21 protein-coding genes are annotated in these 18,978 nt (G+C 60.4%); 8 read left to right on the forward strand and 13 right to left on the reverse strand.

Translation table 11 applies throughout. The features are described from left to right. Positions 1–46: 46 nt before the first annotated feature. Positions 47–1,018 (reverse strand): potassium channel beta subunit family protein, encoded by a 972-nt coding sequence (locus ACSQ20_RS06425; protein ID WP_436018327.1) that lies wholly within the window; start codon positions 1,016–1,018, stop codon positions 47–49. Between the two features lie 153 nt (positions 1,019–1,171). Between ACSQ20_RS06425 and ACSQ20_RS06430 the strand changes: the two genes are divergently transcribed. Both ACSQ20_RS06430 and ACSQ20_RS06435 read left to right on the forward strand, forming a co-directional pair. Further along, a complete protein-coding gene (locus tag ACSQ20_RS06430) occupies positions 1,172–1,969 on the forward strand; it encodes a 3-hydroxybutyrate dehydrogenase (protein ID WP_436018328.1) in 798 nt (265 codons plus the stop codon). 57 nt (positions 1,970–2,026) lie between these two features. After that, positions 2,027–3,277 carry a DUF3734 domain-containing protein gene (locus ACSQ20_RS06435; RefSeq protein ID WP_436018329.1) on the forward strand — a complete coding sequence of 417 codons (1,251 nt, stop codon included), beginning with the start codon at positions 2,027–2,029 and terminating at the stop codon, positions 3,275–3,277. Positions 3,278–3,398: 121 nt separating this feature from the next. On the opposite strand, the gene ACSQ20_RS06440 is transcribed toward ACSQ20_RS06435, so the two are convergent. Beyond that, positions 3,399–4,598, reverse strand: a complete 1,200-nt coding sequence (locus tag ACSQ20_RS06440; protein ID WP_436018330.1) for an amino acid aminotransferase — start codon at positions 4,596–4,598, stop codon at positions 3,399–3,401. 275 nt (positions 4,599–4,873) lie between these two features. Between ACSQ20_RS06440 and uvrB the strand changes: the two genes are divergently transcribed. From uvrB to ACSQ20_RS06465, 5 genes are all read left to right on the forward strand, one after another. Continuing rightward, a complete protein-coding gene (gene uvrB / locus ACSQ20_RS06445) occupies positions 4,874–6,964 on the forward strand; it encodes an excinuclease ABC subunit UvrB (protein ID WP_436018331.1) in 2,091 nt (696 codons plus the stop codon). Positions 6,965–7,095: 131 nt separating this feature from the next. Then, complete coding sequence (locus tag ACSQ20_RS06450; protein WP_436018332.1) at positions 7,096–7,644, forward strand: iron transporter; 549 nt, start codon at positions 7,096–7,098, stop codon at positions 7,642–7,644. Between the two features lie 49 nt (positions 7,645–7,693). Further along, the gene (locus tag ACSQ20_RS06455; RefSeq protein WP_436018333.1) at positions 7,694–8,050 is read left to right on the forward strand and encodes a cupredoxin domain-containing protein; all 357 of its coding nucleotides are present in this window, start codon (positions 7,694–7,696) and stop codon (positions 8,048–8,050) included. Between the two features lie 68 nt (positions 8,051–8,118). After that, on the forward strand, positions 8,119–8,961 hold the full coding sequence (locus tag ACSQ20_RS06460; RefSeq protein WP_436018334.1) for an FTR1 family iron permease: 843 nt from the start codon (positions 8,119–8,121) through the stop codon (positions 8,959–8,961). Then, complete coding sequence (locus tag ACSQ20_RS06465; RefSeq protein ID WP_436018335.1) at positions 8,958–10,373, forward strand: 4Fe-4S binding protein; 1,416 nt, start codon at positions 8,958–8,960, stop codon at positions 10,371–10,373. The genes ACSQ20_RS06460 and ACSQ20_RS06465 overlap by 4 nt, the downstream gene beginning before the upstream one ends. Positions 10,374–10,536: 163 nt before the next feature. Here ACSQ20_RS06465 and hemP read toward each other — a convergent pair whose 3' ends face one another. The 5 genes from hemP to ACSQ20_RS06490 all read right to left on the reverse strand — a co-directional run bounded on the left by hemP (position 10,537) and on the right by ACSQ20_RS06490 (position 13,572). Further along, on the reverse strand, positions 10,537–10,731 hold the full coding sequence (hemP, locus tag ACSQ20_RS06470; RefSeq protein ID WP_436018336.1) for a hemin uptake protein HemP: 195 nt from the start codon (positions 10,729–10,731) through the stop codon (positions 10,537–10,539). A gap of 161 nt (positions 10,732–10,892) precedes the next feature. Beyond that, positions 10,893–11,471, reverse strand: coding sequence for a hypothetical protein (locus ACSQ20_RS06475; RefSeq protein ID WP_436018337.1), 579 nt, complete (start codon positions 11,469–11,471; stop codon positions 10,893–10,895). A gap of 121 nt (positions 11,472–11,592) precedes the next feature. Then, positions 11,593–12,075: an SRPBCC family protein gene (locus ACSQ20_RS06480; protein WP_436018338.1), complete on the reverse strand. Its 483-nt coding sequence runs from the start codon at positions 12,073–12,075 to the stop codon at positions 11,593–11,595. A 31-nt stretch (positions 12,076–12,106) separates the two neighbouring features. After that, a complete protein-coding gene (locus tag ACSQ20_RS06485) occupies positions 12,107–12,535 on the reverse strand; it encodes an OsmC family protein (protein ID WP_436018339.1) in 429 nt (142 codons plus the stop codon). Between the two features lie 143 nt (positions 12,536–12,678). Then, on the reverse strand, positions 12,679–13,572 hold the full coding sequence (locus ACSQ20_RS06490; RefSeq protein WP_436018340.1) for a pirin family protein: 894 nt from the start codon (positions 13,570–13,572) through the stop codon (positions 12,679–12,681). 124 nt (positions 13,573–13,696) lie between these two features. Here ACSQ20_RS06490 and ACSQ20_RS06495 point away from each other — a divergent pair, with 124 nt between their 5' ends. Further along, positions 13,697–14,674, forward strand: a complete 978-nt coding sequence (locus tag ACSQ20_RS06495; RefSeq protein WP_436018341.1) for a LysR family transcriptional regulator — start codon at positions 13,697–13,699, stop codon at positions 14,672–14,674. A gap of 328 nt (positions 14,675–15,002) precedes the next feature. Here ACSQ20_RS06495 and ACSQ20_RS06500 read toward each other — a convergent pair whose 3' ends face one another. From ACSQ20_RS06500 to bfr, 6 genes are all read right to left on the reverse strand, one after another. Beyond that, entirely contained in the window at positions 15,003–15,425 is a 423-nt protein-coding gene (locus tag ACSQ20_RS06500; RefSeq protein WP_436018342.1) for an ExbD/TolR family protein, read from the reverse strand. Positions 15,426–15,440: 15 nt separating this feature from the next. Further along, positions 15,441–16,169, reverse strand: a complete 729-nt coding sequence (locus ACSQ20_RS06505; protein ID WP_436018343.1) for a MotA/TolQ/ExbB proton channel family protein — start codon at positions 16,167–16,169, stop codon at positions 15,441–15,443. Positions 16,170–16,196: 27 nt separating this feature from the next. Then, entirely contained in the window at positions 16,197–16,919 is a 723-nt protein-coding gene (locus ACSQ20_RS06510) for a TonB family protein (protein WP_436018344.1), read from the reverse strand. Between the two features lie 278 nt (positions 16,920–17,197). Beyond that, positions 17,198–17,440: a (2Fe-2S)-binding protein gene (locus ACSQ20_RS06515; protein ID WP_436018345.1), complete on the reverse strand. Its 243-nt coding sequence runs from the start codon at positions 17,438–17,440 to the stop codon at positions 17,198–17,200. 136 nt (positions 17,441–17,576) lie between these two features. Then, positions 17,577–18,449, reverse strand: a complete 873-nt coding sequence (gene murI / locus ACSQ20_RS06520; protein ID WP_436018346.1) for a glutamate racemase — start codon at positions 18,447–18,449, stop codon at positions 17,577–17,579. A gap of 37 nt (positions 18,450–18,486) precedes the next feature. After that, complete coding sequence (gene bfr / locus ACSQ20_RS06525; protein WP_436018347.1) at positions 18,487–18,966, reverse strand: bacterioferritin; 480 nt, start codon at positions 18,964–18,966, stop codon at positions 18,487–18,489. Between the last annotated feature and the right edge of the window lie 12 nt (positions 18,967–18,978).

Consider the following 18,978-nt stretch of genomic DNA (forward strand, 5'->3'; position numbering starts at 1 on the left):
AGCCGCGTGACGTGCGCTACGGGTCTTGCGAGGTGTCACGCTGTGCCTAGTCGTAGGACGGGCCGACGGCTCGCTCGATCTGCGCTTTGATTTCAGGCGTGATTTGCGATGCAACCTCCTGTGCTTTCATGTTCTCGCTGACTTGCTCGACGCGGGATGCGCCGGTAATGACCGTGCTGACGCGCGGGTTCTGAAGAATCCAGGCAATCGCTAACTGGCCGACCGTACAGCCGACGCTGTCGGCAATCGCGGCGAGCTTGCGGACGATTTCGTTTTTTGCAGTATCGGTTAGTTGCGTTCGCAACCAGTCATAGCCCTGCAGCTCGGCGCGGCTCCCACGCGGTACGCCCTCGCGGTATTTGCCGGTCAGAATGCCGGAAGCCAACGGGCTCCAAGTAGTCAGGCCGAGCCCGATGTCGTCGTAAAGTCGCGAATATTCTTCTTCGACCCGCTTGCGGCAAAAGAGGTTGTACTGAGGCTGCTCCATGATGGGTTTATGCAGATGATGGCGTTCAGCGATTTCATACGCCGCTCGAATCTCGTCGGCATGCCATTCGGAGGTACCCCAGTAAAGCGCCTTGCCTCGCGTAATCATGTCACTCATGGCCCATACCGTTTCCTCAATGGGCGTGTGCGGATCGGGGCGATGACAAAACACCAGATCGATGTAGTCGAGCTGCATGCGGCTGAGCGAGCCGTCGATTGCATTGAGCAGATATTTTCGGTTGAGCGTGTGATGCTGATTCGGCGCTTCGTGCAGCCCCCAAAAGAATTTCGTGGAAACGATGTAGCTCACGCGAGGCCACGCCAGTTCCTTTAGTGCTACGCCCATTATTTCTTCGGCTTGGCCGCCCGCGTAGACCTCGGCATTGTCGAAGAAATTCACGCCTGCATCGCGCGCGGCCGCCAGCGATTCGCGCGCCGCGCGGCGATCAACCTGGTTGCCGTAAGTGACCCACGAGCCGAGAGACAGCTCACTGACTTGAAGCCCGGAACGTCCGAGTCGCCGGTAGTTCATTGCAATCTCCTTTTGGTACAGGGGTGCGGCCGTTCATGCACAATAGCGGAGTTGGCTGCGACGCGGGAGGCGGCCGTGCGGCATATGCCGTTTGGCCGGTTGCTTCGCATCGTGTGTCGTGGTGTCATGGTGCCCGAATCAATGGAGATACGAATGTCCATGTTGAATACCGATTTGAGTGGGAAGGCCGCGGTCGTAACAGGCGCGGCTAGCGGCATCGGCAAAGAGATCGCACTGACGCTTGCGGCGCAGGGCGCGGCAGTGACCATTGCCGATCTTAACTTGGCCGGGGCGCAGGCGGTGGCTGACGAAATCACGAAGGCGGGCGGAAAAGCGCTCGCACTGGCGATGGACGTCACCAACGAAGAGTCGGTCACCAGCGGCATCGATGCGGTGGCCGAGCAGTTCGGTTCCGTCGATATTCTCGTTTCCAACGCTGGGATACAAATCGTCAATCCGATTGAAAGCTATGCGTTCTCCGATTGGAAGAAAATGCAGGCCATTCACGTCGATGGCGCCTTTCTCACGACGAAGGCCGCGCTCAAATACATGTATCGGGGCGATCGCGGCGGCGTGGTGATTTACATGGGCTCGGTGCATTCGCACGAGGCGTCCGCGCTCAAATCGGCTTACGTCGCCGCCAAGCACGCGCTGCTGGGTCTGGCGCGCGTACTCGCGAAAGAGGGCGCGGCACACAACGTCCGTTCGCACGTCATCTGCCCTGGCTTCGTGCGCACGCCGCTTGTGGAGAAGCAGATTCCCGAGCAGGCGAAGGAGTTCGGCATCAGCGAAGAAGAGGTGGTCAAGCGCGTCATGCTCGGGCATACGGTCGACGGCGTGTTTACGACCGTTCAAGATGTAGCGCAAACGGTACTGTTTTTGGCCGCTTTCCCAAGCGCCGTGCTGACGGGGCAATCCATCGTCCTGAGTCACGGCTGGCATATGCAATAAGCGAGGCGGGCAGAAGCGCAATAACAGCGCAGGAACACGCCATAACAGGAGCCGTCGATGACCGACCAAAACGCAGCGACGTTGCATGCCGACGCATCTTCCACCAAGCGCGCGCATCGCGCACGATCCGGGGCGCGCACGGGGGAAGCAACCGAGGGCTCGCGCATGGTTGCTTTGCCTCCCTATGAGACCATCGCGCTGGTGCTTCAGGGTGGGGGCGCGCTTGGCGCCTACCAGGCGGGTGTCTACGAGGGCTTGTACGAAGCCGGCATTGCGCCGAATTGGATTGCCGGCATCTCCATCGGTGCACTCAATACCGCCATCCTCGCGGGCAATGCGCCGGCCGATCGTCTGGCGAAGTTACGCGAGTTCTGGGAAACCATTTGCCAGCCCGCTTACGGCTTTCCGGTGCCTTCGGCTGTCGAAAATGCCTTCTTCGATTCGAACACGATCGCACGGACTGCGTTCACTACCCTGCAAGCAGTGAGCGCATTGGTCGACGGGCAAAAAGGCTTCTTCGTCCCGCGCGTGCCGCCGCCTTTGCCTTTTACGCTGAGCACGCCGCAAACAGCGAGTTGGTACGACACCTCGCCGCTCAAAGCCACGCTCGAACGCCTGTGCGACTTCGATCGGATCAACTCGAAGGAAACGCGGGTTTCCGTTGCCGCGGTCAATGTGGGTACCGGCAACTTCGCCTATTTCGATAACACGTGCACGAAGCTGCGTGTCGAGCATTTCATCGCATCGGCTTCGCTGCCTCCGGGCTTTGCCGCGACCGAAATCGATGGCGAGTATTTCTGGGACGGCGGCCTGATGTCGAACACGCCGCTCTCGGAAGTCGTCCAGAGTACGCCGCGACGCGACACGCTCGCGTTTCAGGTGGACTTATGGAGCGCTCGTGGCCCGGTGCCCGATAACATCACCGATGTGCAAGGCCGCATCAAAGACATCCAATATTCAAGCCGCACGCGGCTTGTAACCGACATGCTCCAGCATTCGCAGCGCTTTCGGCACGTGCTGCGCGAAGTGCTGGCGCGCGTGCCGCCCGAATATCGGGACGACCCGTGGTGCAAGCTCGCAGCGGAGCTTATCACCTCGCACCGCTACAACGTGTTTCAGCTCATCTATCGCAATAAGGAGTTCGACGGCAATTACAAGGACTATCAGTTCGGTTTATCGACGATGCGGTATCACTGGGAAAGCGGCTTGCAGGATATTCGCAACAGCCTCGCGCAGCCGGGCTGGCTCGCTATGCCCGATAACGAAGCCGGCTTTGTGACGCACGACATCCATCGCGATTCGCGCTGACGCGCGTTGATTTGCGCTGATACGCGGGAGGGCGGGCGTGCCAGGCGCAAAACCTGCAGCGCTTCGCAAAAAAAAACGGCACCATCCAGGTGCCGTTTTGCGCATCACTTCGTCTTGTGTATCACTTCAACACATGCGCGACAGCGTTTGCCACGACGTCGATATTGCGCGTGTTGAGCGCAGCCACGCAAATGCGCCCTGTGCCCACTGCGTAGATGCCGAACTCATCGCGCAGGCGGTCCACTTGCGCGGTGGTCAGCCCCGAATACGAGAACATGCCGCGCTGCGCGTTGACGAAACTGAAGTCGCGATCGATTCCGGCTGCCTTTAAGCGCTCGACCAAGCCGCTACGCATGGCGCGGATACGCTCGCGCATTTCGCCGAGCTCCTGCTCCCACGTGATGCGCAGCGCCGGCGCGCCGAGCACGGCCGCAACGATCGAGCCGCCATGCGTCGGCGGGTTCGAATAGTTCGTGCGAATGACGCGCTTCAATTGCGAGAGCACGCGAGCGGCCTCGTCTTTGCTGTCCGTGACAATCGAAAGCGCACCGACACGTTCGCCATAAAGCGAGAACGACTTCGAGAACGATGATGAGATAAACGTGTTCAATTCGGCAGCCGCGAAAAGGCGTACGGCAAACGCGTCTGCGTCGATGCTGTCACCGAAGCCCTGGTAGGCGATGTCGAGGAACGGCACGAGCGCGCGGGTCTTCACGACTTCGACGATCTGTTTCCATTGCGCTTCGTTCAGATCGACCCCGGTCGGGTTATGGCAGCATGCGTGCAACACGATGACCGTGCCGGCCGGGTAGTTGTTCAGCGCGTCGAGCATGGCGTCGAAATTGACACCATGCGTGTGCGCATCGTAGTACGGGTACGAGACCACTTCGAACCCGGCACTTTCGAACAGCGCGCGATGGTTTTCCCAGCTCGGGTCGCTGATGGCCACCTTCGCGTTCGGATTGACGCGCCGCAGAAAATCGGCGCCGATCTTCAGTGCGCCCGTTCCGCCAAGCGCTTGGGCCGTGACGACGCGGCCCGCTGCGATCAGTGGCGAGTTCTCGCCAAGCAGCAGCTTTTGCACGGAAGCGTCATAGGCGGCGATGCCTTCGATCGGCAGGTAGCCGCGCGGCAGGGCCGCATCGACACGCGCCTTTTCCGCTTCCCGCACTGCGCGCAGCAGCGGGATCTTGCCTTCTTCGTTGGTGTAGACGCCGACACCAAGGTTGACCTTGGTCGGGCGCGGATCGGCATTGAACGCCTCGTTGAGGCCGAGGATCGGGTCGCGAGGGGCGAGTTCGACAGCGGAAAAAAGTGACATGGTTGATATCGGCTGAGCACTGAGTAGGAAACGGGCAGCATCGCAGCGCAAGCGGCGACAGGACCACGTTGTCGTCTTGTTTTGACGAGCGCGGCACGGCCGAAGGCGGGCGCAGAGAACGCAATTGTATCGAATCCCGGCCCGCAGGCGTGCCGTTTTCGCTCGTAAGTTGTCGGCGGGGATATCGGCGAGATAAGCGGGCGCTGCGCTGCTCGCGACGGCGCAAAAGGCTAAAATAGCGATTTTCGTCGGCGAAGGACGCCTCTTTCTTCCTCATGTCCGAACATCTTCCGCATACCGCCGAGGCTCTCGACGAATCGAAATTCATCGAATTCGAGGGTTCCCCGTTTCACCTTTACCAGCCGTATCCGCCCGCCGGCGACCAGCCGGATGCCATTCGCATGCTGATGGAGGGGATCGGAGACGGCCTGTCGTTTCAGACTTTGCTCGGTGTGACGGGCTCGGGCAAGACGTTCACGATGGCTAATACCATTGCGCGGCTCGGCCGGCCCGCGATTGTCTTTGCGCCGAACAAGACGTTGGCAGCGCAGCTTTATTCGGAGTTTCGCGAGTTTTTTCCGCGCAATGCGGTCGAGTATTTTGTTTCGTACTACGACTACTATCAGCCGGAAGCGTATGTGCCGCAGCGCGATCTTTTCATCGAGAAGGATTCGTCGATCAACGAGCACATCGAACAGATGCGGCTGTCCGCGACGAAGAGCCTGTTGGAGCGGCGTGACGTCGTCATCGTCGCCACCGTTTCGGCCATCTACGGTATCGGCAACCCGAGCGAATATCACAAGATGATTCTGACGCTGCGCACGGGCGACAAGCTCGGGCAGCGCGACGTGATTGCTCGGCTCATCGCGATGCAATACAGCCGCAACGAGGCCGACTTTCAGCGCGGCGCGTTTCGGGTGCGCGGCGACACAATCGACGTCTTTCCGGCCGAGCATGCGGAAATGGCGTTGCGCATCGAACTCTTCGACGATGAAGTCGAGTCGCTGCATTTATTCGATCCGCTGACGGGCAAGGTGCGCCAGAAAATTCTGCGCTTCACCGTGTATCCATCGTCGCACTACGTGACGCCGCGCGAGACGGTGATGCGCGCGGTCGAGACGATCAAAACCGAGTTGCGCGAGCGTCTCGAGTTTTTCCATCAAGGCGGCAAGCTCGTCGAGGCCCAACGGCTCGAGCAGCGCACGCGTTTCGATCTCGAAATGCTGCAGGAGCTGGGGTTTTGCAAGGGCATCGAAAACTATACGCGACACTTTTCGGGCGCCGCGCCTGGCGAGCCGCCGCCGACGCTCGTCGACTATCTCGCGCCGGACGCATTGATGTTCCTTGACGAATCGCACGTGCTGATCGGCCAGCTGAACGGCATGTACAACGGGGACCGCGCGCGTAAGGAAAACCTTGTCGATTACGGGTTTCGTTTGCCCTCCGCACTCGATAACCGCCCGCTCAAGTTCCACGAGTTCGAGCGAAAAATGCGGCAAGCGGTATTCGTTTCGGCTACGCCGGCGGACTACGAGAAAAGAACGGCGGGGCAGGTCGTCGAGCAGCTGGTGCGGCCGACGGGGCTCGTCGATCCCGAGGTGCAGGTCCGGCCGGCGCGTACGCAGGTGGATGATGTGTTATCGGAAATCAACGTGTGCGTTGCCGCGAACGAGCGCGTGCTCGTCACGGTGCTGACCAAGCGCATGGCCGAGCAACTGACCGAGTTTCTCGCCGATCACGGTGTGAAGGTGCGCTATCTGCACAGCGATATCGACACTGTGGAGCGTGTCGAAATCATTCGCGATTTACGCCTCGGCACGTTCGATGTGCTGGTCGGCATCAATTTGCTGCGAGAGGGGCTCGACATCCCGGAGGTTTCGCTGGTCGCGATTCTCGATGCCGACAAGGAGGGTTTCTTGCGCGCAGAGCGTTCGCTGATTCAGACGATCGGCCGAGCGGCACGCAACGTCAACGGTCGCGCGATTCTCTATGCGGACCGAATCACCGATTCGATGCGCCGTGCAATCGACGAAACGGAGCGGCGGCGCACGAAGCAAATCGCGCACAACGAACGCATGGGCATTACGCCGCGTGGCGTGATCAAGCGAATCAAGGACATCATCGACGGCGTCTACAGTGCCGACGAAGCGCGAGCCGAGCTAAAGGAAATGCAGCAGCGCGCGAAATTCGAGGACATGTCGGAAAAGCAGATCGCCAAAGAAATCAAACGCATCGAGAAGCAGATGATGGAGCACGCAAAAAATCTCGAATTCGAAAAAGCGGCTCAGGCGCGCGATCAACTGGCGGTGCTCCGCGCGCGAGTATTTGGCGCGAATGTCGGCGACTCCATCATCGGCAATGACTGAGCCCTCGTAGTGCGTTCCGCCTTCACGGGTTTATTCCGCGCCAGATCGTGCTAGACTTATGCTCAATTGATAATCGTTCGCATTCGCGTTAGTATTCAGCATTCGCGAACAATCCTCTTTAAGGAGCATAGATGCAGCGTTCTTCCTGGATTCGTGGCGGCCTCGTGATGGTTGCTGCGATGGCCGCGGTGGGGGCTTCGGCCGCCGAATATCCGATTGGCAAACAAAAAATCGCGGGTGGGATGGAAATCGGCGCTGTCTATTTGCAGCCGATCACGATGGATCCCGAAGGCATGATGCGCAAAGCTTCGGACTCGGACGTCCATCTCGAGGCCGACATTCACGCCGTGAAGAACAATCCGACGGGTTTCGCGGAAGGGGACTGGATGCCCTATTTGCAAGTGACGTACGAGCTGACGAAGGCGGGCTCGAGTTACGCGGCGAAAGGCGACTTGATGCCGATGGTGGCCGACGACGGCCCTCATTATGGCGACAACGTCAAGCTGGCCGGCCCGGGCAAGTACCACCTCAAGCTCACGGTCAATCCGCCGATGCAAAGCGGTCACATGGCGTTTGGCCGGCATGTCGACAAGGAAACGGGCGTCGGCCCGTGGTTCAAGCCGATCACGCTTGAATACGATTTCCCGTTCGCGGGCATTGGCAAGAAGGGCGGGTACTAAAAGAAGGCCGCGGTCTTCGATGGCTCCTTGTTAAGGAAGGAAAACGCGCATGAAGTTGCATCGTAGGTTCGCATGGCTTTGGTTTTGGCTCGTGTTTGCGGCGGGCGCCATCGGCGTCGCCAGTGCCGGTGCGCACGCCGAAGACCTGCCGACTTTCAAGCTGGAGATGGCGGACGGCAAGGTCAACCCCACGCGCATCGAGGTGCCTGCGGGCAAGCGGATCAAGATCGAAATCCGGAATACCGGCAAGGGCGCAGTCGAGTTCGAAAGTGTGCAGTTGCGAAAGGAGAAGGTGCTTGCGCCCGGTGCTGATTCGTTCGTCGTGATTGCGCCGTTGTCGCCGGGGGAATACAAGTTCTTCGATGATTTTCATCAAACGGCGCAGGGTGTAATCGTCGCAAAGTAGGGTAGTTAGGGCAGTGGCATTTGCGCGCGGCGGCGGCAGGCTTTCGCTGCGCGCCCGGAGAGGTTCGGATGGGGCAAGTACTGTTCGTCGTATGGCGGGAAAGTGTGGAGGCGTTACTCGTCGTCGGCATTCTCTACGCGTGGCTGAAAAACGGCGACGCGGCGGCGCGCCGCAGCCTGCCGTTTTTGTGGGCCGGTGTCGGTGCGGGGCTTGTAGCGGCGGTCGCGCTCGGTGCGCTGCTCGTCGGTTTCAGCGAGTTCTTGTCGGGTGACGCAGCCGACTATTTCCAGATCGGCATGGTGCTCGTCGCCTGCGTGTTGATCGTGCAGATGGTGCTGTGGATGAAGCGCCATGGGCGCACGCTCAAGCGCGACATGGAGCGCTCGCTGCAGGCGCATACTCGAGACAGAAACGGATGGGGTGTCGCTATTCTGGTGGCCCTCGCCATTGCGCGCGAAGGTAGCGAAACGGTCATCTTTCTGTATGGGCTCGGTTTCGGCCAGTCGGGGCACGTCGGTGGCAACGACGTGCTCGCCGTAGTACTCGGCCTCGCGCTCGCATTCCTTACCTTTTACGGTTTGCAGCTTGGCGGCCGGTTTTTCTCCTGGCGGCATTTTTTTCGCGTTACCGAAATCATGCTGCTGTTGCTGGGGGCGGGCTTGCTGCAAACGGGCGTCGATAAGCTGATCGACAAGGAAATTCTCCCGCTCGGCATCGCGCAGCTGTGGGACACGTCGGCATTGCTCGACGACTCCAGCACGTCAGGTTCGTTCGTCGCCGCGCTGACCGGCTATCGCGCGCATCCTTCGCTGACGAATCTCGCGGCCTACGTGTTGTATTGGGCCGTCGTCGCTTGGCTCTTGCGCCGCGCGAGCCGCGCGCCGGCGCCCGCTGCGAGCCGCACGGCATGAGCGGCCAGGCCAGTCTTACGTTGCGCGCGAGCCGGCTTGCACGAGCCGGGGCATGGATGCAGCGGCATGGCGCGGTCGTGCGCGCCATTCAGTGGTTTGTTGTCGGCATCTATGCTTTTCTGATCATCGTGCCAGTCTGTCTGCCGTTGCCCGATGGGACCGCGCACCTTTGGAGCAATCTGACGCTGGCCGCACAGTTCGTCTTTTGGGGAATCTGGTGGCCGTTCGTTCTGCTTTCGATGGTGATGTTGGGCCGCGTGTGGTGCGGCGTGCTGTGTCCAGAGGGCGCGCTGTCCGAGTTCGCCAGCAAGCATGGCCTTGGCCGAGCCATCCCTCGATGGATGCGGTGGGGAGGCTGGCCATTCGTCGCCTTCGGATTGACGACCATCTATGGCCAGATGGTCAGCGTCTACCAATATCCATTGGCCGTCTTGCTGGTGCTCGGCGGTTCGACACTGGCCGCGATGGTGATCGGCTTGCTATATGGGCGCGAGAAGCGTGTCTGGTGCCGTTATCTGTGTCCGGTCAACGGCGTTTTCTCGTTGCTGGCGCGCTTGGCGCCGTTTCATTACAAGGTCGATGAAGATGCCTGGCGGCGTTCGTACAAGCAAGGCGAACGCGGCCATCGCGTCATTCCCGTCAACTGCGCGCCACTGGTGCCGCTTCGGAATATGAAGGGTGCGGCAGCTTGCCATATGTGCGGGCGCTGTAGCGGCCATCGTGACGCCATTGCATTGAGTTGGCGCTCGCCGTCGCAGGAAGTCGTGGAGCGCGGGCGGGAAGCCGCGAGCGGCTGGGACACGGCGCTCGTCCTGTATGGTCTGCTCGGCATTGCGATCGGCGCATTTCATTGGACCGTCAGCCCGTGGTTCATCGGGCTCAAGCAGTTTCTGGCGATGTGGCTCATCGATCACGACATCACGTGGCCGCTCGCGACCAACGCGCCGTGGTTTCTGCTGACCCATTACCCGGCGCAAAACGATGTCTTTTCGTGGCTCGATGGCGGGCTTGTCGTCGGTTATATCGTCGCGACGGCGCTCGTTTATGGCACTGTCTTGCTTGCGCTTCTCGCACTCGCGGCTCGTGTGCTCGGGCGCTTCGACATCAGGCGATTGCACCATCTCACGCAGGCGCTGATTCCGGTTGCTGGTGCTGGCGTGTTTCTCGGGCTTTCGGCAACGACGTTGTCGTTACTGCGCGCCGAGCATATACCGGTCGATTGGGCGTCCGACGTGCGTATTGCCGTACTGGCAATCGCGAACACGTGGAGCGCATGGTTGGCGTGGCGTGTTACGAGCCGGTACTCGGCGTCGGTGCTCACCCGCGGCGCTGCAACGCTATGGTTCATCGCCGCATTGGCCGTGGCGGATAGCGCTTGGTGGTTGATGTTCTGGGGCTTCGCGCGCTGGTAAAACGTAAAACGCTAATAAACGCGCGCAAAAAAAAAGCGGCATGGCTGGCTACGACCGTTGCAGAAAGCGGCGTGCACGAAGGGGTCTAGACTAACGTGCGATGCTGTCGTGGCTGGCTACTGCCCAACACCTCCCGAGGAGGTGGTCCCCACAATACTCGGTCTTACTTCGTCAGGATCAGCTTGCCAAGGCGCGTGGCGCGCAACTGGTATGTCTCGCCATTATGTGCAATCAGCACATGCGTTTGCCCTTGCAACAGCGCATCGCTGCGCACGATGCGCGGCTCGCGGTTTTGTCCTCCATCGGTCATTTGCGGCTGAGGCGTGCCCGAGATCAGGTGACGCGGCACATTGTGCATGGAGCCTCGCAAAGTCAAAGTGGACGGGCGGTTGAACTCACTCATTGGCGCATGGGGGTTTCGATTCGATGGAAGGAATAATAAATGAGAATCATTATCGATTGTAAAAAAGATTTTGATCGAGATTGAGCGCCGATAGGCGGCGCGTCACGGGGCAGGCGCTACCCGAAATCGACTTCCCTGATGAGCCTCGACAACAATTGCCGAATCCGCGCCAGCGGTAGTTCGAGTTCGAGCGTGTTCCGCAGTGTGATGACTCGTGCGGCGAGCCGCGAGCGCCAATCGCGTGGAAGCAGCGCGAGGCTTTGTGACCCGGGAGGGTTCCAGGGTTGGGTGTCCGCTATCTGCTCTGCCGATCTGTTCACCCGCGAGTCCTTATCCTCGATGTCGGACGCGTGCTTGGGCGGAATGTTGTATTCCTTGGAAAACCGTCCGGCTGGCTCGTTTCCGTCGCTACCTTTACCGTTACCTTTAGCAAACATTCGCACGGCGCCTGCGACGTCGCCGTTAGAACGCGTCGCCGCATCCGGAATACGGACGTTCGCAGAACCTTGCATGGCGATGCGGCTCGGCGTACCTGTCAAATGTGGCGCTGAGCGCTCGCTCAGTTGCGCGAGTTGCGGCGGAAGCGGCGCCTGCGCGGCGGGCGACGCCACTGCATGCTCCAGCCTTCGATTGGCGTCGGGTTGCGTTGGCTGCGGCCGGACACCTTCGCTTCGAACAGGAGTGAGTCTCGACATAGCGAACAAATCCGAGAAGGGAATGAAAACGTATTCATCATTCCTGAAATCTCGCGCGAAATCTGGCCGAAGCCGAAGACACACCCATATGCCCGAAACGGCAGTGAGGCGAGCGCGCCCGTTAATGCAAAGCCCCAGGCTTATCGGGGTTGGCCGCATATTGGCGAATGAGGCGCACTGTATCGATATCGGCCTCGCGATAAGCCGATTTGACGATTTCGGTGGTCTGTCTCGCGTCTTCCGTATCGGCGCTGGGCAGCGTCGTCGCATACTCAAAGCGTAAGAAGAGCTGCACCTCGTCGGGCTGTTCGATCGTCATCGTCAGCGAACCGCCGACGTGCGCTTCGGTCGCGTGGATGTCGTAGCGCACACTCTTGTGCGGCGTCAGCGTCACCCGATCTCGAACGGTCGCCGACCCGTAATGGAGTTCGCGCTCCAGCGTGTGATCGGTTCGCGAAAGGATGGTGCAACTGTCGAGGCCAATGACGAAGAGCTGCGGTTGCTCGGCGCGCAAAACGAGCCCCTCCCAGAGTTGTTCCGGGGTCAGCGTTTCCACGAGCGGGTTGAGCGGGTCGTTGATCTGAATGAGATGTTCAAAATTCAAAACAAGTCCTTCCTTTCAGGCATTCAGGCATTCACGCTTCGGAAGCGTTCGGGATCGAAGGCGCGAGCGCGGCGAGGCTGGTATTGATGCCGATCGGACGCGTCAGAATCTTGTGAACCGGGCACGCAATGGCGATTTGCAGCAGCCGCTCGCGCTGTTCGTCCGAAAGAGGACCTTCAAGAACGATCGCGCGTTGGATCGTCGAGCCTTCAGGCGTCGCTTCGAGCGAAAGCGTGACGCTCACGTGCTCGAGCGGCCAGCCTTTACGCTGCGCATACATTTTCAATGTAATCGACGTGCATGCGCCGAGCCCGGAAAGCAGCAGCGAGTCCGGTGTCGGCCCGCGATCGCCGCCGCCCAGCACGGTAGGCTCGTCCGCATGCCACAAGTGGGCACCGTCGTCGAACAAGACTTGATAATTCGTTGCGCCGCTTGTTGCATGCACGGTGCGTTCGCTCATATTGAAGGCTCCAGGATCGATCGAGAGGGCGCTGCGGCGAAAGCCGATCAGTGCCGATGACACGGCGGCCGTCGGCACGAGCGGTTATTGTGACGCAATTCGCCGGCGCTCGCGCAGCACGTGTGCGAGCGTCAGGTGACCGTCTAGTGCGACTCCGGGCTTACGCGACCCATGCGGCCGGCTTGATAGTCGAGGACCGCTTGCCGGATTTCGTCTTCTGTATTCATGACGAAAGGGCCGTGCCGGACAATCGGCTCGTTCAGCGGCATGCCACCGATCAACAGCACCTCGAGCGGTGTTTCGGCGGCTGCCAGCATGACGGCGTCGCCATCGTTATCGAACGCAATCATCTGCTGCGCCGTAACCGCCTGCTTCGTTACGCCAAATCGGCCGGTGCCCGAAAGGGGATAGGCAAATACGCGAAAATTGGTTGGCACTGAATGGATGATCGAGCCGCCCGGTTCGATCGAAAAGTGCTGGAACAGGATGGCTGTGCGCGTTTCGATTACGGCCTTGGCGCCGAGCGCCTCGCCCGCGATGACTTTAACGCGTACCTTCCCGTCATCGGAGACCCCGATCGGAATGTGCTCCGATGCGATTTCCTGGTAACGCGGCGCGATCATCTTGTCCTGACGCGGCAGGTTCACCCATAGCTGGAGCCCGTGCACACGACCGCCCTCGCGTGCGAATTCGGGGTCTGGCATCTCGCTATGGACGACACCGGCGCCGGCCGTCATCCACTGAACGTCGCCCGGACGCAGCACACCCGAATGGCCTGCGGAATCGCGATGGCTAAAACGTCCTTCGAGCAGATATGTCACCGTTTCGAAGCCGCGGTGCGGGTGATCGGGCGCGCCTTTCGCTTCGCCCGGTGCGTAATCGACAGGACCCATCTCGTCGAGCAGCAAGAAGGGATCGAAATCCATCAGCACGCGGGTCGGGAAAGGACGATGGACGACGAAGCCGCCGCCCTCGGTGGTGCGGGCGGCAGGAATCGTGAATTTGATGCTGCGGATGGTGCTGCCGATCGTGGACATGCTGCCTACCTTGGGCGTTGGGGGATGTGCATCGGATTGTTTGCATGCGGCTATTATATGAAGCGGTCCTCTCTATTCCACCCCGGTTCGGAGCAATGGATCGTCTCACCCGTGGAACAATGAGATGCAGCTCGATTCGCACAATCTGAACGACCTGATGTATTTCGCGCACGTCGTCGAACACGGCGGGTTCTCCGCAGCCGAGCGCAAGCTTGGCATTTCGAAGTCGCGGCTGTCGCGGCGCGTGGCCGAACTCGAAGCAGCGCTTGGGGTGCGTTTGCTGCAACGCTCGACTCGCAAGCTCGCCCTCACCGAAGCGGGGCAATTGTTCTATCAGCATTGCCAGTCCATGCTGTCCGAAGCCCAGGCAGCGATGAACGCGGTGCAGGAGTTGCGCTCGTCGCCGCGCGGCACCGTACGCGTCAGCGTGCCTGTCACGGTCTCGCAGACGATATTGACCGACATCCTCCCCGAATTCCTGTTGCGTTACCCCGAGGTGCAGGTATCGATTCGTGTGACGAACCGCGTCATCGATCTCTATGAAGATTCGGTGGACGTTGCGTTGCGCGTGCGCTCCGAACCGCCCGATAGCGCGAATATCGTCGCGCGGCCACTGTGGCGCACCGAACAGTTGCTCGTCGGCGCGCCGAGCCTATTGAGCCAACATGCGCCGCCGGTGGTTCCTGCCGATCTCGCGCGCTTCCAAACGTTGGACACGCCGAGTCGCGATGGCCGCCATCTCTTTCATCTGATCGCGCCCGATGGTCAGCACTATATCCACGAACACGAGCCTCGCGTCGTGACGGCCGATCTAACGACGATACGCGAAGCAGTGCTTGCCGGTGTCGGGATTGCCGTGCTGCCCGTCATGATGTATGGCGCTGCCATGCGAACAGGGCAACTGTCACCGGTCATGCCAGGCTGGACATTGCCGACGCCGCAGCTTTTCGCGGTATTCATTTCGAGGCAGGGTATGGCGCCTGCGGTGCGCGCGTTTGTCGACTATCTCGTCGAGGTGCTGGGCCCGGATAAACATCCTCCGCGCGAATGCCCGACTCGCGAGCAAGTCCTTGCCGCCCAGGCGGCGGCCGTGGCCGACTGAACTCGTTTGCGCAGCCCAACATCGCTTTTGTCATTTAAACGTCGCCGACGATCAGTACTTTCTATGACCGTTCGCTTGAACGGGTCGGCGACGAAGCCTATATTGAAATCCCTTCGTGCCGGAGTGTCCGGTGCGGAAATGCTCGGCTGCTCTTATAGCAAGCCGGATAGGGCACAAACGCGCTGTCCGTGGAGAACACGGCTGTCGCATGCGGTGCTCTCGTTGCCCCGATGGCGAACGAGCCCGCTGCCCGAAGGCGCCGCGTGCGCATCAAAAAGGCCCTCATCGTCGATGGGGGCCTTTTTTTATTTGTGTGCACCTCCCAACGCTACTTTCGCTTCGGCACGGTGATAAAGCCGATTCTCGTCAGGCCGCCCGCTTGTGCCATCGACATCACTTCGGCCACGCGCTCGTACGGTACCAGCCGGTCAGCTTCGAGATGCAGTTCGGTTTGAGGATCGCTGTTTGCCGCGGCTCGAATTTGCTCGGCAAGCGCTTGTTGTGTGACCGGCGCATCGTTCCAAAGCAAAGTGCCATCTGCGCGTATCGAGACATTCGCATGGGCCGGTATTTGCGCCGACGTGCCGGCGTTCGTCCCCACGCGAGGAAGATCGATTTTGATCGCATGATGAATCGCAGGGATGGCGACCAGAAACACGATCAGCAGTACCAGCATGACGTCGATGAACGGCGTCATGTTGATCTCGGTCATCAGCTCGTCGTCGTCATCCTCGAAAGCTTGCATTGTCATGTGTCGCCCCGTGCATCAATGCGAGCGCGCGGCAAGCCGCAAACCGCCGCTGCCGGACGACCCGAGGCGTGCGCCCGTGACGAAATAAGCATGCAAGCTGTGCGTAAATCGGCGCAGGCCGCCGACGATGGCCTTGTTCGAGCGCGTGAGCGCGTTGTACCCGAGCACGGCGGGAATGGCGACAACGAGGCCGAATGCGGTCATGATCAGCGCCTCGCCAATGGGGCCGGCGATCTGGTCGATCGATGAGGCGCCGCTTGCGCCAATCGAGAGCAACGCGCGATGAATGCTCCAGACCGTGCCCGCGAGCCCGACGAACGGTGCAGTCGATCCGATCGACGCAAGCACGCCGAGGCCGCTTTGCAGTTGCGCCACGCGGTTGTCCATCGTGTCCTTGAGGCAACGCGATATCCACTCCGAGACGTCGAGTTGATCGTGCAAATGCGGACGTGTTTCCCTGTGGTGATCGGCCGCTTCCTGCGCGGACACGGCCAGCGCGAGAAACGGATTGTCATGGGGGGCCTTCGACGATGCGCCGAGCTTGTCGATGCCGCTTGCCAAATCATCGGAGTGCCAGAAATCGCGTTCGGCGTGCTTCGTCAGATAGCGAAGCCGCACGACGTTCCAGCTCTTCACGAGCATCACGCTCCACGACAGAAGCGACATCATCAAAAGCGCAACGGCAATGCTGCGTGTGACGATATCGCCTTGTGCCCAAACGTGGGCCACACCATAGCTCTGCATTGGTTTCCTCGTTTTCCTTGCGGATGATTAGTCGTCGAGCGCAAACGCGAACGGTTGCGTGTAGGCGGCGCGCACAGGTGCGCCATCCTCGATATAGGGCTGACACGCGCTTGCGCGCATGGCGGCGAGCGCTGCGTCATCGAGCCGCGCATAACCGCTGCTCTTCGCGAGTGCGATGCTTTCGACGGCTCCCGTCAATCCGATCACGAACTTGATTTCGGCTGTTCCGGCCTCGCCGCGGCGGCGCGACAACGCCGGGTATTCCGGCTTGACGATGCGGCAGTCGATATGGCGAACGTTCTTCGGCGCGCTGATGGCGAGCGTTTCACGTCCTTCTGACGGTGTAGCTGCTTGCGCCGGCTGACGATTGTCTGCCGAATTGGCCGCTTGATTCGGCTTTGACGACGCGGCGTCAGGTGCTGCCGTTTGCGCGGGCATTGGATTGGCGGCAGGCGCCGCAGCCTGCGGCGCGGGCGCTGCAGGCTGCTGGGCGGCGACTGGCGGGTGTGGCTGACCTTTTTTCTTTGTTGCCAGCTTTGGCACCGGTGCAGGTGCGGGCGGCGTTTCCAAAGACTTCAGCGCTGCCGGGGCGGTCGTGGCCGGGGCCGCGCTCAATAACTGCGCTCGGATGACGGGCGATTCGAGCGCCAACGGTGGTGATGGCCGCTCGTTCACGCGCATGAACGAAACGATCAGCGCAGCGTGAAGCAAAGCCACCACGCCGATCGTCGAGACGACTCGCGCACGCATGAACAATGGTATTGACGCTGTGCTATCTGACGGGGCGTTGAACGAGGGCTGCATGTTGCCGTGACCGGACACCGTTGCGTCAATGGGAAAGGCCGAAACATTCCCACTTCATGAACGGAAGATCAATAAGGAAATACACAGCGTCGCCATAAAACCGATAAGCAATTCCATCTCGAACCCTTGTTGGGAAAACGAGTGGCTGCTGGCTGATTGCGAGACTGGCTTGCAGACCAAAATGACGGGGGAGCGCCGACCGCTAACCGGCAATGCGACAACGCTCAGGCGGCCTTGCGTTCGTAAAACGTGATTTCCACCGGATGCAGAGGCGCCGAGCGTTCGACACCGCAGTGCGTTTCGCAGACACCGCATTGCGCCATAACTTCCCGCACCGATGCTTCGCACCTGCCGCAGCACGTGGTGACACCCAGTTCGAATTGGAGTTCGTCGAACGAATCGGCGCCGTCCGCGATGGCGGCTCGGATTTTCCGGTCAGAAACGGATTTGCAGACGCAGACGATCATGACTAATGCGATAGCTAACGTTAATGCGAACTATTATCATTTCGTTCTGCGTCGTTGGCAAGGGAATCGTCGCGTTTTTTGTAACAAACAAATGGGGTGGGTGCGATTTCGTTGAGCGCCTCGCGGGGCGCGGTGCTCAGGCCGCTTCCGGCGGGCGCGGCGGAGCAGGCGAGCACGGTTTTGCGACGATCCGTTCGACGGGCAACTCTAGCCCGAGCAGTGCGCTGACCAATTGGCGCAGATGCGTGCCCTCGTTTGTCGAGCAGAGCCGCAAAGCGGCGGGCGTGGCGAAGGTCGGTGCGTGCAGCCCGTTCGTGTCGAGCACCCGTTCGAGTTGTCGGGCGATGGCCACGCTCGTATCGACGAGTGCGAGTCGGTCGCCTGCGATGCGCCGAATGGCGGCATCGAGAAACGGGTAATGCGTGCAGCCGAGCACGAGCGTGTCAGCACCGGCTTCGAGCATCGGTTCGATGTAGCGCGTCAGCAGGGCGATCACTTCGGGTGAGTCGATGTCGCAGCGCTCGATGGCGTCCACGAGGCCGTGCCCCGGTTGGCAAATGAATTGGCAATCGGCGGCGTGGCGTGCCAGTAATTGCCGGAACCGCTCACTGCCCAACGTGGCTTGGGTGGCGAGGACGCCGGCGACACGCGTTTTCGATTGCAGCGCGGCGGGCTTGATGCCCGGCTCGACGCCAATGACCGGAATCGGCAGTTGGTCGCGCAAGACGGCGATCGACCCGGCGGTCGCCGTATTACACGCGACGACGAGCACCTTCACGCCTTCCGAAACCAGCCATTCGCCAACCGTAAGTGTCCGCTCGATGATGAACGCGTTGTCGCGTGGCCCGTAGGGTGCGTGTGCCGAATCCGCTGCGTAAAGGAGTGCCTCGTTCGGCAATTGCGCACGCACCGCGCGCAGCACGGACAAGCCGCCCAAGCCGGAATCGAAGATGCCGACCGGTGCGCTGGCAGCGTCGGTCGCCGCTGCAGCGTGATGGTTCGTCGTCATGGGATGAGCCAAGCGCGCGAGAGTGGAACCGCCCGTGTCAGGACCCGGTCGAGCCCATTGCCGATTGCTGATAATTCTGGATGCCGACTTTATCGATCAGGTCGAGTTGCGTCTCGAGCCAGTCGATGTGCTCTTCGGTGTCGTCGAGAATCGTCTCGAAGATGCCGCGCGAAACGAAGTCGCGCACCGATTCGCAGTAGGCAATGGCTTCTTTGCACGTCGCTTGCGAGCCTTGCTCGAGCTTCAAATCGCATTCGAGGATTTCGCGAGTCTCTTCGCCGATCAGCAACTTGTGGAGATCTTGCAGATTCGGCAGACCGTCGAGCATGAAAACGCGCTCGATCAGCAGGTCAGCGTGTTTCATTTCGCCGATCGATTCATCGTATTCATGCTTGCCGAGCTTTTCGAGCCCCCAGTGCTTGTACATCCGCGCATGCAGGAAGTATTGATTGATCGCCGTCAACTCGTTCTTCAGCTGCTGGTTCAGGTATTCGATGACCTTGGGATCGCTTTGCATGAGATGTCCTGT

The sequence above is a fragment of the Trinickia sp. LjRoot230 genome (genome assembly GCF_964253315.1).
GTDB lineage: Bacteria > Pseudomonadota > Gammaproteobacteria > Burkholderiales > Burkholderiaceae > Trinickia.

What these genes read in the sequence shown, in the direction of transcription:
- ACSQ20_RS06425 (WP_436018327.1), bottom strand. Translation starts at nt 1,018, where the DNA reads ATGAACTACCGGCGACTCGGACGTTCCGGGCTTCAAGTCAGTGAGCTG.
- ACSQ20_RS06430 (WP_436018328.1), top strand. Translation starts at nt 1,172, where the DNA reads ATGTCCATGTTGAATACCGATTTGAGTGGGAAGGCCGCGGTCGTAACA.
- ACSQ20_RS06435 (WP_436018329.1), top strand. Translation starts at nt 2,027, where the DNA reads ATGACCGACCAAAACGCAGCGACGTTGCATGCCGACGCATCTTCCACC.
- ACSQ20_RS06440 (WP_436018330.1), bottom strand. Translation starts at nt 4,598, where the DNA reads ATGTCACTTTTTTCCGCTGTCGAACTCGCCCCTCGCGACCCGATCCTC.
- uvrB (WP_436018331.1), top strand. Translation starts at nt 4,874, where the DNA reads ATGTCCGAACATCTTCCGCATACCGCCGAGGCTCTCGACGAATCGAAA.
- ACSQ20_RS06450 (WP_436018332.1), top strand. Translation starts at nt 7,096, where the DNA reads ATGCAGCGTTCTTCCTGGATTCGTGGCGGCCTCGTGATGGTTGCTGCG.
- ACSQ20_RS06455 (WP_436018333.1), top strand. Translation starts at nt 7,694, where the DNA reads ATGAAGTTGCATCGTAGGTTCGCATGGCTTTGGTTTTGGCTCGTGTTT.
- ACSQ20_RS06460 (WP_436018334.1), top strand. Translation starts at nt 8,119, where the DNA reads ATGGGGCAAGTACTGTTCGTCGTATGGCGGGAAAGTGTGGAGGCGTTA.
- ACSQ20_RS06465 (WP_436018335.1), top strand. Translation starts at nt 8,958, where the DNA reads ATGAGCGGCCAGGCCAGTCTTACGTTGCGCGCGAGCCGGCTTGCACGA.
- hemP (WP_436018336.1), bottom strand. Translation starts at nt 10,731, where the DNA reads ATGCACAATGTGCCGCGTCACCTGATCTCGGGCACGCCTCAGCCGCAA.
- ACSQ20_RS06475 (WP_436018337.1), bottom strand. Translation starts at nt 11,471, where the DNA reads ATGTCGAGACTCACTCCTGTTCGAAGCGAAGGTGTCCGGCCGCAGCCA.
- ACSQ20_RS06485 (WP_436018339.1), bottom strand. Translation starts at nt 12,535, where the DNA reads ATGAGCGAACGCACCGTGCATGCAACAAGCGGCGCAACGAATTATCAA.
- ACSQ20_RS06490 (WP_436018340.1), bottom strand. Translation starts at nt 13,572, where the DNA reads ATGTCCACGATCGGCAGCACCATCCGCAGCATCAAATTCACGATTCCT.
- ACSQ20_RS06495 (WP_436018341.1), top strand. Translation starts at nt 13,697, where the DNA reads ATGCAGCTCGATTCGCACAATCTGAACGACCTGATGTATTTCGCGCAC.
- ACSQ20_RS06500 (WP_436018342.1), bottom strand. Translation starts at nt 15,425, where the DNA reads ATGACAATGCAAGCTTTCGAGGATGACGACGACGAGCTGATGACCGAG.
- ACSQ20_RS06505 (WP_436018343.1), bottom strand. Translation starts at nt 16,169, where the DNA reads ATGCAGAGCTATGGTGTGGCCCACGTTTGGGCACAAGGCGATATCGTC.
- ACSQ20_RS06510 (WP_436018344.1), bottom strand. Translation starts at nt 16,919, where the DNA reads ATGCGTGCGCGAGTCGTCTCGACGATCGGCGTGGTGGCTTTGCTTCAC.
- ACSQ20_RS06515 (WP_436018345.1), bottom strand. Translation starts at nt 17,440, where the DNA reads ATGATCGTCTGCGTCTGCAAATCCGTTTCTGACCGGAAAATCCGAGCC.
- murI (WP_436018346.1), bottom strand. Translation starts at nt 18,449, where the DNA reads ATGACGACGAACCATCACGCTGCAGCGGCGACCGACGCTGCCAGCGCA.
- bfr (WP_436018347.1), bottom strand. Translation starts at nt 18,966, where the DNA reads ATGCAAAGCGATCCCAAGGTCATCGAATACCTGAACCAGCAGCTGAAG.